The organism is Cohnella sp. AR92 (assembly GCF_003990975.1).
In the GTDB taxonomy this organism is placed as follows: Bacteria; Bacillota; Bacilli; order Paenibacillales; family Paenibacillaceae; genus Cohnella.
Genome location: NZ_RZJR01000012.1, coordinates 35,773 through 50,023, shown reverse-complemented (window position 1 = coordinate 50,023; position 14,251 = coordinate 35,773). Strand labels below are relative to the sequence as shown.

The 14,251-nt window shown below is 59.2% G+C and carries 11 protein-coding genes; 4 read left to right on the top strand and 7 right to left on the bottom strand.

The features are described from left to right. Window positions 1-14: 14 nt before the first annotated feature. From ELR57_RS20055 to ELR57_RS20035, 5 genes are read right to left on the bottom strand one after another with little or no spacing between them, the layout of a single operon-like run. Window positions 15-1,046: a BMP family protein gene (locus ELR57_RS20055; protein WP_126960883.1), complete on the bottom strand. Its 1,032-nt coding sequence runs from the start codon at window positions 1,044-1,046 to the stop codon at window positions 15-17. A 54-nt stretch (window positions 1,047-1,100) separates the two neighbouring features. Next, window positions 1,101-2,645, bottom strand: a complete 1,545-nt coding sequence (locus ELR57_RS20050; protein ID WP_126960882.1) for an ABC transporter ATP-binding protein — start codon at window positions 2,643-2,645, stop codon at window positions 1,101-1,103. Between the two features lie 21 nt (window positions 2,646-2,666). Next, a complete protein-coding gene (locus ELR57_RS20045; protein WP_126960881.1) occupies window positions 2,667-3,599 on the bottom strand; it encodes an ABC transporter permease in 933 nt (310 codons plus the stop codon). A gap of 15 nt (window positions 3,600-3,614) precedes the next feature. Continuing rightward, window positions 3,615-4,739, bottom strand: a complete 1,125-nt coding sequence (locus ELR57_RS20040) for an ABC transporter permease (RefSeq protein WP_126960880.1) — start codon at window positions 4,737-4,739, stop codon at window positions 3,615-3,617. Between the two features lie 16 nt (window positions 4,740-4,755). Further along, window positions 4,756-6,141, bottom strand: coding sequence for an amidohydrolase family protein (locus ELR57_RS20035; protein WP_238162621.1), 1,386 nt, complete (start codon window positions 6,139-6,141; stop codon window positions 4,756-4,758). 231 nt (window positions 6,142-6,372) lie between these two features. Here ELR57_RS20035 and ELR57_RS20030 point away from each other — a divergent pair, with 231 nt between their 5' ends. Next, window positions 6,373-8,010 carry a PucR family transcriptional regulator gene (locus ELR57_RS20030; protein WP_126960879.1) on the top strand — a complete coding sequence of 546 codons (1,638 nt, stop codon included), beginning with the start codon at window positions 6,373-6,375 and terminating at the stop codon, window positions 8,008-8,010. A gap of 136 nt (window positions 8,011-8,146) precedes the next feature. On the opposite strand, the gene ELR57_RS20025 is transcribed toward ELR57_RS20030, so the two are convergent. Together ELR57_RS20025 and ELR57_RS20020 are read right to left on the bottom strand one after the other, a co-directional pair. Further along, window positions 8,147-9,283 carry an MFS transporter gene (locus tag ELR57_RS20025; protein WP_126960878.1) on the bottom strand — a complete coding sequence of 379 codons (1,137 nt, stop codon included), beginning with the start codon at window positions 9,281-9,283 and terminating at the stop codon, window positions 8,147-8,149. Window positions 9,284-9,393: 110 nt separating this feature from the next. Continuing rightward, window positions 9,394-10,293: a DUF72 domain-containing protein gene (locus tag ELR57_RS20020; protein ID WP_126960877.1), complete on the bottom strand. Its 900-nt coding sequence runs from the start codon at window positions 10,291-10,293 to the stop codon at window positions 9,394-9,396. Window positions 10,294-10,420: 127 nt separating this feature from the next. On the opposite strand from ELR57_RS20020, the gene ELR57_RS20015 reads away from it, so the two are divergent. Genes ELR57_RS20015 through ELR57_RS20005 form a run of 3 tightly spaced genes read left to right on the top strand, consistent with a single transcriptional unit; the run spans window position 10,421 to window position 14,159 of the window. Then, entirely contained in the window at window positions 10,421-11,614 is a 1,194-nt protein-coding gene (locus ELR57_RS20015; RefSeq protein ID WP_126960876.1) for an amino acid deaminase/aldolase, read from the top strand. Then, on the top strand, window positions 11,611-12,954 hold the full coding sequence (locus ELR57_RS20010; RefSeq protein WP_126960875.1) for a D-arabinono-1,4-lactone oxidase: 1,344 nt from the start codon (window positions 11,611-11,613) through the stop codon (window positions 12,952-12,954). Before ELR57_RS20015 ends, ELR57_RS20010 begins: the two co-directional genes overlap by 4 nt. 5 nt (window positions 12,955-12,959) lie before the next feature. Next, entirely contained in the window at window positions 12,960-14,159 is a 1,200-nt protein-coding gene (locus tag ELR57_RS20005) for an MFS transporter (RefSeq protein ID WP_158630089.1), read from the top strand. Window positions 14,160-14,251: the final 92 nt, after the last annotated feature.

The following is a 14,251-nucleotide window of genomic DNA, read 5'->3' as shown; positions in this document are numbered from 1 at the left end:
TCATCCTCTCTTCTCTATTCGTTGTTGACGACAATCGTTCCGTCCTTGAGCGCTTGGACGGCCGCTTCGATCTTCTCTTTCTTCTCTTGCGGAATCTTGCTGTCGAAGCTATGGTAAGGACTTAAGTACACCGCCCCGTCCTTCACTCCAAGCAGCTGCGCCTCCGGCTTCAGCTCCCCGTCCATGATCCGCTTCACCGTCACCGCAATGGCCTGCGGATAATCCTGAATCACGCTCGTCACGACGGTATCGGGCGCGCTCGGATTCTGATCCTGGTTCGAGCCGATGGCGAGCACTCCGCTCTGCTTGGCTGCTTCGATGCCGCCGGAGCCTGCGGCGTTCGCGTTCGTCATGACCACGTCCGCCCCTTGCTCGATGAAGGAGATGGCCGTCTCCTTCGCTTTCGTAATGTCGTCGTTCGTCCCCAGCATAGACGACAGCACTTTGATTCCCGGAACCGCCGCTTCCGCGCCTTGCTTAAATCCTTTGACCGAATTGGTAATCGGCGGAATGTCCGAGCCTCCGATGGAGGCAACCGTTCCCGAAGAGGACATGAGGGCCGCGACGGTTCCCATGAGATACCCCTGTTCTTTGTTGTTAATGCTGATCGAAGCGACATTCGGACTTTGGCTGACGGTGGAGCTGGTGACCAGGAACCACGTATCCGGGTACTCCTTCGCCACTTCGAGCATGACATCGCCGAACTCGAAGCCGTGGCCGATGATGACATTGAAGCCGTCGTCCGCGTAGCCGCGGATGAACTCGTTCATATCGGACGCCGCCACCTTCTCGGAGTATTGAACCGTCGCCTTAAGCTCGTCTTTGATTTTCAGCAAGCCGTTATAGGCATTCGCATTCCAGCCGTTGTCGTTCACCGGCCCCGGCGTAAGCAGGGCGACCTTGAAGCTCTTGCTTCCACCCGCCGAACCCGAGACCTCCGCATCGCCGGAAGCCGTGTTCGAGGAACCCCCGCCGCATGCCGTTACCGCCGCCATCAACACGACCACCATCAACAGCCAAGACAACCGTTTAACCTTTTTCTCCATCTCCCCATACCTCCATGATCCGAATTTGTATTAGGCGTGACGTTATTGCCCGCTCTACAGTCCTGCCATCCGCAGCCCGATGGTGTCCACATTCGCCTCCGCTCGATCGACGGTCTCCGCGATTCGGCCCTTATAGATAACCGCGATGCGGTCGGATAAGGCGAACACTTCCTCCAGCTCCGTGGAGACGAGAAGAATGCCGCAGCCCCGCTCCCTCTCCTCCAAGAGCCTGCGATGGACATACTCCGCGGCGCCGACATCCATGCCCCTCGTCGGTTGCATCGCGATCAGCACCTTCGGCCTCTGCATCAGCTCCCGGGCCAGGATGACCTTCTGTTGATTGCCCCCGGACAGCTTGCCTGCCGGATGATCGGCAGTCGGCGTCTTGATCTTGAACTCCCGAACGGCCGCTTCGGCCGCCTCGCGGATCCGGCTTCGCTTGAGCGTAAACAGCCGATTGAACCGCTTGCTGCGGAATTGCTTCAGGATGAGGTTCTCGCCGATGCTCATCGGAAGAACGAGCCCATCCTGCTGGCGGTCTTCCGGAATATAGCCGACGCCAAGCTCCGTCATGGTCTTAGGCTTCGGACGAGGCACCACGGAGCCGCGGATCCGGATCTCTCCTTCCATCGCGCTGTCGGCGCTCAGCCCCATGATGGCTTCGCACAGCTCGCGCTGCCCATTGCCGTCCACTCCCGCGATCCCGACGATCTCCCCTTCGCCGACGGCAAGGCATACGCGCTGCAGCAGAGCGGCGTTATTCCGCCGGAGCGAGAGCTCTCTAACCTCCAGTACGGGCTCGCTCTTCGCAGGAACCGGCCGCGGCGCGGGAGGAACAATATCCCTTCCGACCATTAGGCGCGCCAGCTCTGCGGCATCGGTGCTCTTCATCGGAGCGCTGGCGACAAGCTTCCCCGACCGCAGAACGGATACGCGGTCGCAGAGCGACTCCACCTCGTTCAGCTTGTGGCTGATGAACACGATCGTCTTCCCCTGCTCGCGCAGAGCCCGCAGCACGCGGAACAGCTCCTCGGTCTCCGGCGGGGTAAGCACGGCGGTCGGCTCATCCAGAATGATAAAATCAGCTCCTCGGTATAGCGTCTTCACGATCTCGACGCGCTGCTGCTGCCCGACGGACAGCTCGCCGACCTTGGCGGACGGATCCACGTCCAATCCGAAGCTCTCGGATAGCCGCCGGATATCGGCACAGGCTTTAGCGTGGCGGAACCATGGACCTCGTCCATTCTTTAGCCCGATCATCACGTTCTCCGCTACGGTCAGCGCCGGAATAAGCATGAAGTGCTGATGGACCATTCCGATGCCCGCTTCCATCGCATGCCGCGGCGAGCGGAAACGGACCGGCTTGCCTCGATACGAGATCTCCCCTTCATCCGGCTCCAGCAAGCCTGCCAGCATGTTCATGAGAGTGCTCTTGCCGGCTCCGTTCTCTCCCAGAATGGCGTGGATCTCGCCCGTACGGATCGTCAGGTTCAGATGATCGTTCGCCATGAAGGAGCCGAAGCGCTTCACCAGATTTCTCGTCTCCAGAATCGGCGCGTTAGCGCTAGTCGTATCCTCGCGAATCTTCGTATGCGTCATCGTCCGCCTCTCCTTTCATCGCTACCCATTCCGATTCGCCGCGCTCTTATAAGGGATACCGGTCGCCGCAGGCTGCTTCGTTCGCCCGGAGAACCAGGCTAGCGCAGCCATCGTCAGCACGTACGGGAGCATCAGCATGAATTGATAGGGAACGTGGACCCAATGGAATCTCAGCTGCATCGCTTCCGCGCCGCCGAATAACAGCGAGGCAAACATCGTTCCGGATGGCGTCCAGCGTCCGAAGATAACCGCCGAGAGGGCGATAAAGCCTCGTCCGGCCACCATGTTCTCCGTGAATTGGTTCAAGATTCCCAGGGACAGCGCGCTTCCCGCCGCCCCGGCGAGAACCCCGCCGAGGAGGCAGCATGCGTACCGGACGCGGTGCACCTTCACGCCGAGCGTATCCGTCGCAAGCGGGTTCTCTCCTACCGCCCGTACGGCAAGCCCCCAATTGGCCTTGTACAGCAGCATGCCGGCGGCCGGAACGAGCAGCAGCGCCATATAGGTCAGCGCGTTCTGCTCGAAGAGCGCAGGTCCTATGAGGGGGATATCCGCGAGCAGCGGAATCCGGATTATCGGAAACGAGTCTACTTTAACCGTCTCCGTGCCCATGCCAAGCAAGCTGCGGCCGAATACCGTCGTAAGTCCAAGGCCGAGCAAGTTCACGGCCGTTCCGATAATGACTTGATCCGCCCCTGTCGTAATGACGAGGAAGCCGAACAGAGCGCCTAGGCAGGCCCCTGCCAGACATGCCGTCGCAAGCCCTCCCCATGCATTGCCGCTGTAAGAGGCTCCGACTACGCCCGCCAACGCTCCGATGAGCATCATTCCCTCCATGCCGATGTTCAGAATGCCGCTTCTCGACATGAAGAGCACGCCAAGGCCCGCCAACAGCAGAGGCGCCGCCAGTCGAAGCGCGGATGCCAGATAGCTGGACCACGTCGCTACATCCATCGCCGCTCCTCCTTTCTATTCGTTCCAGTTTAGTTGGGTGGAGCCGGACGAGCTGTCCGAACGCTCCACTCTTCTGATCAGTGCCTCGCGAATTCTTTTCTTGAAGCCGCCCAGCCAGTACTTATTGACGAGCATTACGATAATCATGATGGCCTGGATGACGTAGACAAGGGAGGTCGACGCCCCGGTTACCCGCTGCATCGAATTGGCTCCGGCGCGCATTCCTCCGAAGAGCAGCGCGGAGACGATGTTGCCAAGCGGATGCGTGTTGCCCAGAAGCGCAACGGCAATGCCGTCATAGCCGAAGCCGGGCGAGAAATTCTGCATCAGGCGATGCTGAACGCCGGCAATCTCCACGTAGCCGCCAAGTCCGGCAAGCGCTCCGCTCACCATCATCGCCAGCAGCAGGTTGCGCTTAACCGGCATTCCCATGCCCTCGGCCGCTCTCCGGTTTAACCCTGCGGATCGAAGCTGGAATCCCCAGGTCGTCCGCTCAAGAAGCCAATATAGAACGATCGCCGTCCCAATCGCCACGAAGAAGCCGACATGCAATCTAGAGCCCCCTAACTGAGGTAGGATGGCGCTGGCCGGAAGCTTGGCCGTCTGCGGTAGGCTGCCAGCCGCATCCATCAGCGGGCCGGTCACCATGTAGCTGATCAAGAAAATCGCGATATAGTTGAGCATGATCGTATTGATGATCTCGCTTGCTCCGCGCCCGATCTTCAGCGCCCCGGCGATGCCGGCCCACAATGCGCCTCCCAAGAAGCTGCACAAGAGGGCAAGCGGCAGGTGTACCCAGAACGGCATCGGCGGCAGCAGCAGCGCAGCCATCGTTCCGGTCAAGGCTCCAACGTAAATCTGGCCTTCGGCGCCGATGTTGAACAGTCCGCAGCGGTAAGCGAAGCTGTAGCTCAGCCCGGCGAAGAGCAGCGGCGTCGCCTTCACCAGCGTCTCCTTCAAGCTGTTCGCGCCGCCGGCGGCGCCCTGCCACATAAGCTCGTAGGCTTCCCATGGCGTGACGCCCGCCGCCGCCATCACTAAAGCGCCTGCCAGCAGCGATATCGCGATCGCGGCGACGTAGAATCCGGCCTCGACCGACCACGCAACCATAAGGGCGACTTTTCCAGGTTTGCCTTGCATCCCATCTCCCCCTTATCTAATCCCTGATGGCATAGACCGGATATTGGCTCGCCAGTCTCCCCCGCAGCCGATCTACTCTTGCCTGCGCCCGCCTGATCACTTCGTCCTCGTCCACGAGCGTGCAGCGGCCGTTCTCCACGACGACCGTTCCGTGCACGAGCACGGTGTGAACGTCATTCCCGTTGGCGTTGTACACGAGCGCCGACGAGTAGCGATGCACGGGCGAGATATGCGCCTTCTCCATATCCACGATGACAAGATCCGCCAACTTGCCCGTTTCGATCGAGCCCAGCTCGGCTTCGCGGCCCATTGCTTTCGCGCCGCCCAGCGTTCCCATCTCCAGCACCTCCATCGGAGGAAGCAGCGACGAATCCAGCTGCTGCACCTTGTGCAGGCAGGCGGTGAACTTCAGAACCTCCAAGTTATCCTGGCAGTTATTGCTGCCGGGTCCGTCCGTCCCCAGCGCCACGTTAATGCCCCGGCTCCTCATCTCCGGCACTCTCGCCACGCCGGAGGCGAGATACATGTTCGACACCGGACAATGGATCAGCGAGGCTCGATGCTTCGCGAGCAGCTCCAGCTCCCCGTCATCCAGCCAGATGCCGTGGACCACCTGCGTGCTCGGCCCGAGCATGCCGACCGCCTCTACCAGTTCCAGATTCCGAAGGCCGAAGCGGTTCAGCGTATTGTCGATCTGGTCGCGCGTCTCCGCCACATGAATGTGCGTGATCAGCTTCCGATCGCGGCTGAACTTGGCGGCCTTCTCAAGGAAGCCTCGCGAGCATCCGTACAGGTTCAGAGGGCCCATCGCGATATCGATTCTACCGCCTGCCTCGCCGCTCCATCGGTCCAACAGATCATCCGTCCGATCGAAGATCTCATCCTCGGTCTCTCTTAGTTTAGGCTCGTAGCTGAGGTCGACTCCGCCTCGCGCCAGATGACCGCGGATTCCCGACTCCATCATCGCCCGAAGCACGCCTTCCGTATTGCCCGCGTTGGTATGGATGTAATGATGATCCATAACGTAGGTGGCGCCGGACTTTAGATTCTCGATGCAGCCGATCAGCGCAGCCAAGTAGAAATCTTCCTCTTCCATCGCGATCGAGCCCGGCCAGATCACCTCGCGCAGCCAATCCGACAACGGATAATCGTCGGACACGCCTCTAAGGAACGTCTGGAACAGATGGGTATGTCCGTTAATAAGTCCCGGGATGACCGCTTTGCCCTTCGCGTCGATCACTCGGCTTGCGCTCGCCAGCAGCGCTTCCTCCCGCCCCGCTGCCTGCCAAGGCCCAACCTCCGTAATCCGCTCATCATCGATGACGATATAACCGGGCCGCAGCACCTCTCGGTCTTGATTCATCGTGAGTACGGTGCCGTTAATTAGTAAAATTCGGCTCATGCGACCCCACTCCATCATGTAAGAATAGTTGACGTAAATTTGATTTTTTTCATCATAACGGATTGATTCCCAGAGCGTCATTGGCTATATTAAACTAAAATGTTTTTTGTTTTCGGTTATGACAACCAACGCTTGCGCCATTATCGAACGTATACCTAACATGAATGGTTAGGTATCGAATTCGCGGTTTAAGGAATTGTAGAAAAGCTGCGAATAGAGGGGAGGCCGTTCATGAAACTGGAGGATCTGCTAAACACGCCCACGCTTAAGAACGTGCGCATCGCGGCGGGGGAAGCCGGGCTGAGCCGGACCGTCGAATCGGTGAATATGATGGATTCGCCGGATGTGCTGAACTACTTGAGGCCGAACGAGTTGACGTTGACGACCGCCTATGCGATCAAGGATGAGCCCGGCATTCTGACCAAGCTGATCGCCGAGATGGCGGCGCGCGGAGGCTCCGGCTTGGGGATCAAGACAAAGCGGTACCTGGAGCGCATTCCCGAGGAGGCGAAGCAGGCAGCCGACCGGCTTCAGTTCCCCCTGCTCGAGCTTCCGGTCGATTTCTCCTTAAGCGAAGCCGTGCAGCAGCTGCTCGGCCGCATCCTGGAATTCCGAACGGACGAATTGCGCCATGCGCTGGACAGCCATCGGAAGTTCTCGAATATCATTCTCGAAGGCAACAGCCTGCAGCATATGATTCAAGCCTTGTCCGATCTGCTCGAGCTGCCGCTCCTGCTCGTTCAGCGCAACGGCGATCCGCTCGCCCAATCGGACCGGTTATCCCCTAAGATGTACGAGCGTTTGCTCGCTCTTGGCCATTCTCGGATTCCGAGGCCTCCCGATGCCGATAGAATGTCTTCCGGCGAAGTCGGCGATCCGGCTCTCGCCCCCTATTCCCGCCTTACTTCTTATCCGATTTACACCGATCAGCCACAAGCGTATCTGCTCATCCTTTCGGAAGACAATCCGATGAGCGCCTTCTCCCATTTGACGATCGAACAGGCCGTTAATGTCATTAGCTTCGAGCTCATGAAGCGCCAAGCGGTGAAGGAACGATCCCGGCGGTACAAGTACGATTTCTTGTCCGACGTCGTCGAAGGGCTCCTTGCGTCGGATACGGACATCGCGAATCGGGGACGAAGCTACGGACTGCTAGCCAATCAAACATATCGGTGCGCGACTATCAAGCAGGATTTAGCAGAGAAAGAAATGCCGACGACGCGGAGGCAGCAACCGGATAAGGAGCATCTGTATGAGCGAGTGAAGCAAGAGGCCAAAGCATGCGGAATGACGTTCATTCTGTTCGTGAAGCAAGACGGGCTCGTCATGCTGCTCCCTTGCGAGGAAGACGGCGGCCGCTCCGGCAAGCAAGAACCGTTGGAGCTTGCCCTCCAGCGCATGCTGGAGCAAATCTGGCAGAGCGGCGGCATCTCCCTCTCCATCGGAATCGGCAATCCGGCCGACCGCCTGACGAAGCTTGCCGAGTCTTACCAAGAATCGCAAGAGGCGCTGCTAGCGGGTTATCAGAGCCGGAAGCAGCGTTTCGTTCAGTACTATCACGTCAAAGAGCTGAGCGATCTTCTCCGCATGCTCCCTCCGGACGACATCTCCGAATTCATCCAAGACACGTTCGGAGAGCTGAATCGCGTCGAGGACTCGGAGCAAACCGAGCTAAAGCGAACGCTGCGAGTCTACTACGAGAACCACTGCCACATTGCCGACACGGCCAAGCAGCTTTACCTTCACCGCAATACCGTCATTTACAGGCTGGAGAAATGCGAGAAGCTGACGGGCCGGCCTCTCCGTTCCATTGCGGATAGTTTGCGCTTTCGGGTGGCCTTCCAGATGGAGGAGATTCGCAGACGATAAGAGCAGCGGCCCATGCGCGTTCCCGTTACGGAGGCTGCAGGGAACACCGGCGAGCTTGGCATCAGCCAAAAAAGCCTCCGTTAAACGAAGGCCTTCGGTGAACGATGATTTTGCCCGGAATTCCTCCCGTCTGCCGTTACGCCCCTCGGCGTCTAACGACCATCAAGCTGAAGAGGAAGCCCGCTAGAGCGATTCCGGTCATGAAGCGGTAGAGGACGACTCCGCCGAATTCGTCGAACAGCCAGCCCCCCGCCGTCGAACCGACGACTCCCGATACTCCGAAGAAGAGAAGAGTGAGCATCGTTTGCCCGGTCGACTTCCATTGCTCAGGGACGATCGAGTACAGGAACTGCATCGAACCCGCGTAGAAAAAGACGAAGGTGAAGCCTTGCAGCACTTGGATCAGAACGAGCAGCAGCGGACTCGGAGCCAGCGAGCTGAGGAGGAACCGAAGCGAGTACAGCCCCGCCGCGATCGCGAGAATCCGCCCTTCCTTGCCCGGCTTGATGAACCTTGAGCTAAGCGCGAACATGAGCGTCTCGACGAGCGTCATCGTGAACCAAGCCATGCCTGTCCATTGGACGTTGCCGCCCAGCTCTTCCATGTAGAGACCGATATACATGTCGTTCATCTTGTTCGGGATGGCCACGATCAGGATCAAAGCGAAGAAAGCCAGCGTGCGCCTCTGCAGGAGGAAAGCCTTGAGATGCTTGAAGGCGGTCGGCTTCGAGGAGGCCGGCACGTCCCTTACCCCGAAGCCGAGCAGGAAGGCGATCACCGCTACCGCTAGGAAAATCCATGCCAGGCTGTCCAGTCCCCACCACTTCAGAAGAGAGCCCGCCACGAGCGAGGTCACGGAGTATCCCATCGAGCCGAACGTACGGATGGAGCCGAAGCTGATTCCCTCCCTCTGCGAGGTCTGGTAGTTGAGCGTCTCCATCAACGCGTCCGTCGGCATGAAGACGATGTTCATCAGCACGACCAGAGCGGTGAAGAGCCATAGCTCGTCGCTTCGGAACAGCAGCGTTCCCGCCAGCGCGGAGAGAACGAAGAGCAGAAGCAGGACCCTTTTGATCGTGCGGAACTTATCGCTGATGATGCCCCACATCGGCTGCGAGACGATGCAGACGACGCTGCCGAGTCCGAGAATCAAGCCGATCTTCGTGCCGGAGATGCCGATCTTGCTGGCATACACGGGCAGAAACGAGAGGAACAGGGAGAATAGCGAGAAGTAGAAGAAGTTCAGCGCCCGAAGGCGATAAGCGATTGGCATGATTCCTTGCTCCTGATGTGCGATTTAAGACAATAAGCTTGATTATAGCCTGTCTCCTTCTCCCCGCCAATAGCCAAGCCGATAGGCGCTTAGATCCTAACTAACGAACATTACAAGGAATCAAACAAATCCAACTGTTCGGGCTCCGGCTCCTTGGATGCCTGCTCTTCCCGCTCCAGCGGATCCTTGCCATCCGGGGTCCTCTGCCCCAGCATGGCCATGAGAAGCTTCGCGTTGTCCGCGGCGTCTCCTCCGGAGTTGTTGTTGAAGACGATCCCCACCGTCTTGCTCTGCGTCTCCAGCTCCTCCAGCCGACGACGCCAGCCCTCCAGTTCTTCCTCGCTGTACCGGTATAAATAGCGGACCGCGCGCCAATCCGCCCCTCCCCAGTTGTTCCAACCGGTGCCGTTCCGCCCGTGGAACCGGACGATCGTGTATTCCGGATCGGTCGCCTCCGGGACCGCCGGGATCGAGCCTTCCCCCGCCTGCGGCTCGTCGCAGACGCTGTGGATCCAGCCCTCCTCGCGCATGAAAGCCAGCGTCTTCTCCAGGAATTCCGGCTGGAACCAGCTCTGATGCCGGAATTCCAGCGCGCAAGGGATTCCGTCCATTCTTCGCTTGGTTTCCCTCAGCAGGTTAACGGCATCGCGGGTGCAGTTGAACCAAGGCGGGTATTGGAACAGCGCCGCCCGAAGCTTGCCTCTCTCGATCAAGGGGGCCAGCGACTCCCGAAAAGCCGAGTACATCTCATCCGCTTCCTTATAGTAAGGCTGGCCGCGTTGATGCCCTGTCATCTCCTGATAGGCCTTCACGATAAATCCGAAGCCATCCGGCGTGTCATCCACCCATTTCGCCATCCGCTCGGGCGGTTGGATGGCGTAGAAGGAGCTGTCGACCTCCACCAGAGGAAAGTGACGGGCGTACATTCGAAGCTTGTCTTTGCTCTTGGGAGCCGATAGGTACAAGCTGTCGTGGTCGCCCCAGCCCGCGAGTCCGATCTCGATCGCCATTCTCGTTCCTCCTTTTTTCATCTACTATTCTAACCTTATCGGGAAGAAGAGTAACATAAGTTAGTAGGAAAAAAGGGATTTGTCTGAATACGTAGAATTGTGTAAAAAACAAATGGCGAGGTGCGAGATGAGCGTCCCGGAGTACGGTTACTATCGAAGCGTGTTCGAAGGGCTTCCGACGCCCTTTGCTTATCTGGACTTGGATCTGTTCGATGCCAATGCGAAGGCGATCGCGGAAGCCGCGGGCGACAAACGCGTCCGGATCGCCAGCAAGTCCGTCCGCTGCGTAGAGGCGCTGCAACGGATCCTGGACTCCGGCCCCGTCTTCCAAGGAATCATGTGCTACGCCGGCAGGGAAGCGATCTGGCTCGCCGGTCAGGGCTTCGACGACCTGCTGCTCGGCTATCCGATCTGGAACCGCGACGAGATCGAAGGAATCGCCCGTCTTGTCGGCGAAGGACGGTCCATCGTGCTCATGATCGACTCTCTCGAGCACCTGGAGCATATCGAACGTATCGCTCGAGTCGTCGGCGTCCGAGTGCCGGTTTGCCTCGATATCGATATGTCCACCTCCTACCCCGGCCTTCGCTTCGGCGTATGGCGTTCGCCGGTCGGCGGCTGGTCGCAGGCCGCTCCGCTCGTCGAACGCATCTCCTCTTCGAGCCTGCTTCGCCTCGAAGGAATCATGGGCTACGAAGCCCAGATCGCCGGGCTCGGAGACAACGTACCCGGTCAAGCCCTTCAGAACCGCGTCATCCGGCTTCTCAAGAAACGCTCCATCGGCGAGGTCGCAAGAAGGCGAGCCGAGGTGCTGGAAGGCATCCGCTCGGCCGGAATCCCGCTTCGCTTCGTCAATGCGGGCGGAACGGGGAGCTTCGCCAGTTCGCGGCTGGAGCCCGGAGTCACGGAGATCACCGCCGGCTCCGGCTTCTATTCCCCGCTGCTGTTCGACGCGTATCGTTCGTTCCGCTACGACCCGGCCGCCGGCTTCGCCGTTTCTATCGTTCGCAAGCCAGCTCCGGACATCTATACTTGTCTTGGGGGAGGCTACGTCGCTTCCGGCTCGCCCGGCAACGAGAAGCTTCCCAAGCCGTATCTCCCGGCAGGCATGCAGCTCATGGCAAGAGAAGGCGCCGGCGAGGTGCAGACTCCGCTCCGTTACCGAGGCGGCATCCCTCTCTCGATAGGCGATCCCGTCTTCTTCCGCCATGCGAAAGCCGGGGAGCTGTGCGAGAGATTCGATCGTCTATATGCCGTATCGAACGGAGCTGTCGTCGCCGAATACGAGACTTACCGCGGAATGGGAGAGTGTTTCCTATGAGTAAGCCAGCGCCGAGTTGGAGCAACTGGTCCGGGAGCGTCGTCGCCTCGCCTAAGCAGGTCGTATCCCCGTCCAGTATCGAAGAGATCGCGGAGCTCGTCCGCAAGTGCAAGAACGAAGGCCGAAAGCTCCGCGTGGTCGGCTCCGGGCACTCCTTCACCCCCGTCGCCGCGACGAACGATCTGCTCGTCTCCTTGGACAACCTTCAGGGAATCGTCTCCGTGGATTCGGAGGCGCGCACCGCTACCGTCTGGGCCGGAACCAAGCTCAAGCTGCTCGGCGAGCTGCTTCACGCCGAAGACTTAGCTCAAGAGAATCTAGGAGATATCGACGTTCAATCCATTGCCGGCGCCATCAGCACGGGCACCCATGGAACCGGCATTCACCTGGGCACCATCGCCACCCAATTACTAGGGATGACCATCGTCGACGGCAACGGCGACATTCGGCAGTTGGATGCCGAGTCGTCGCCGGACATCTTCGGCGCGCTCCAAGTCTCTCTCGGCGTTCTTGGCATCGTCGCCCAAGTCACGCTTCGGCTCCGTTCCTCCTATAAGTTGGAATATCGCAGCTCTCGCATTCCTTTGTCCGAATGCTTGGACCGATTGGACGAATTCCGGACCGGGCATCGCCATTTCGAATTCTACTGGTTTCCCTACGCGGAGACCTGCCAGATCAAATTCATGGATGAGACGGAGGATCGAATCACCTCGCGGCCGATTCGGGATTACCTGAGCGAGATGGTCCTCGAGAACGGCGTATTCGGCGCCATGTCCGGCCTATGCCGCCGATTCCCCCGTCTGACGAAGCCCGTAAGCCGTATAAGCGCGTCTAGCGTCCCCGTCTTCCGCAAGGTGGACTACAGCCACCGCATCTTCGCGACCAAGCGGCTCGTACGTTTCAACGAGATGGAATACAACCTCCCCGCCGACGCCATGGCGAGCGTCATCAGAGAGATGCGAGAAGTCATGGAACGCGAACGATTCGCCGTTCACTTCCCTATCGAATGCCGTTACGTTAGAGGAGACGATATCTGGCTAAGCCCGGCTTCCGGACGGGACTCCGCCTATATTGCGGTACATATGTATAAGGGAATGCCATACCGGTCCTACTTCGCGGCCATGGAAGAGATTTTCCTTCGCCACGGCGGACGGCCTCATTGGGGCAAGCTGCACACGCTCAAGGAATCCCAGCTGCGCGACCGCTACCCGCGCTGGCAACAGTTCCTAGACCTCAGAAGCGAATTCGATCCGGAGGGACTCTTCTTGAACGAGCATTTGCGAGACCTGTTTATCCCCGTCTCCGGGGCAAACGATTCACACCCTGACCCCAAGGAGTGAGTGCCGTGTCCTCCTCGACTTCATCGGCTGCGCATGCGGGAACCCGGTGGTCCGTTATTGTCGCCTACGCGTTTCTTGCCGGTGCGACACAACTGCTATGGGTGACTTACACCCCCATCACGACCGCTTCCGCGGAGGAATGGGGCGTCTCGGTCGACGCCGTCGGCTGGCTTGCTCAAGTGTACCCGCTGCTCTACGTTCTCCTTGCCATTCCATTCGGCTATTGGGCGGACAAGAGGTTCAACCATACGCTCGCCTGGGGCGCCTCCTTGACCGGGGTCGGGGCGATCGTCCGCCTCTTCCCCGGCTATGAATATGCGCTGGCCGGTCAGCTTCTGGTCTCCGTCGCTCAGCCGCTTGTCCTCAACGCCATCAATAAGCTAGCCGCCCAGCACGTTGAACCGGCCAAACGTCCGACAGCCATCGCCATCGGCACGGCCAGCCTGTTCGTGGGCATCCTTATCTCGTCCGTAACCGCTCCATTCCTCATGAATCGGGGAGGACTCGCGACCGTCCATATCGTTCAAGCCGTCCTCGCCGTCGTTCCCGCGTTCTTCTTCCTGGTTGCTATAAAAAAGCCGGCTTTATACGAGATCCAAACCGAAGAGGAGCCGTTCTTCTCCGCCGTTCGTTCCATCTGGTCTTACCGCTTCGTCCGGCTGTACAGCCTGCTATTGTTCGCCGGTTTCGGCCTGTTCGTTACCCTCACCACCTGGCTGGAGGTGCTCTCCGAAGCAATCGGCATCACCTCTGCTGAAGTCGGCCTCGGCATCGGCGCAATGACCCTCGCCGGCATCGTCGGCGCCGCGATCGTCCCCGGCTGGGCCGACAAAGGACCGCGAGCGCGCTACGTGCTGTCCGCATCGCTTCTTATCAGCGCCGCCGCCCTAACCGGCTTGGCGGCCGGCGCGCCCTTGTGGCTGTTCTTCTGCCTGTTCAGCTTAACAGGCTTTATGCTGCTGGCTAACTTGCCGGTCATCCTGTCATCCGCCGAGAGGGAGTCGCCGCCGAAGGAAGCCGGCTCCGTAGCTGGCGTCCTGCTCATGTTCGGCAACCTCGGCGGCATCGTCCTGACGCTTGCCGTACAAGCTCTGCTCGACCATCGTCTTCTCGCCATAGGCACCTTGATCGCGATCGTTCTATTGGCGTTGCCGATTGTCGCCTTCATTCCAGCTCGTCCAACAAAGAGAAAACTCTCGGCGTAATAGATTGAAAATTTTGTCTAATTTTGCTATTTTAGTATTGTGTTTGATACCGCCAGACCCGCTCTGTCGCTTTCCTACATAACCAATGGAGA

Bases quoted from the DNA above. Each gene is read 5' to 3' on its own strand.
- ELR57_RS20010 (WP_126960875.1), top strand. From the start codon at position 11,611: ATGAGTAAGCCAGCGCCGAGTTGGAGCAACTGGTCCGGGAGCGTCGTC.
- ELR57_RS20020 (WP_126960877.1), bottom strand. From the start codon at position 10,293: ATGGCGATCGAGATCGGACTCGCGGGCTGGGGCGACCACGACAGCTTG.
- ELR57_RS20055 (WP_126960883.1), bottom strand. From the start codon at position 1,046: ATGGAGAAAAAGGTTAAACGGTTGTCTTGGCTGTTGATGGTGGTCGTG.
- ELR57_RS20035 (WP_238162621.1), bottom strand. From the start codon at position 6,141: ATGAGCCGAATTTTACTAATTAACGGCACCGTACTCACGATGAATCAA.
- ELR57_RS20045 (WP_126960881.1), bottom strand. From the start codon at position 3,599: ATGGATGTAGCGACGTGGTCCAGCTATCTGGCATCCGCGCTTCGACTG.
- ELR57_RS20050 (WP_126960882.1), bottom strand. From the start codon at position 2,645: ATGACGCATACGAAGATTCGCGAGGATACGACTAGCGCTAACGCGCCG.
- ELR57_RS20015 (WP_126960876.1), top strand. From the start codon at position 10,421: ATGAGCGTCCCGGAGTACGGTTACTATCGAAGCGTGTTCGAAGGGCTT.
- ELR57_RS20030 (WP_126960879.1), top strand. From the start codon at position 6,373: ATGAAACTGGAGGATCTGCTAAACACGCCCACGCTTAAGAACGTGCGC.
- ELR57_RS20040 (WP_126960880.1), bottom strand. From the start codon at position 4,739: ATGCAAGGCAAACCTGGAAAAGTCGCCCTTATGGTTGCGTGGTCGGTC.
- ELR57_RS20025 (WP_126960878.1), bottom strand. From the start codon at position 9,283: ATGCCAATCGCTTATCGCCTTCGGGCGCTGAACTTCTTCTACTTCTCG.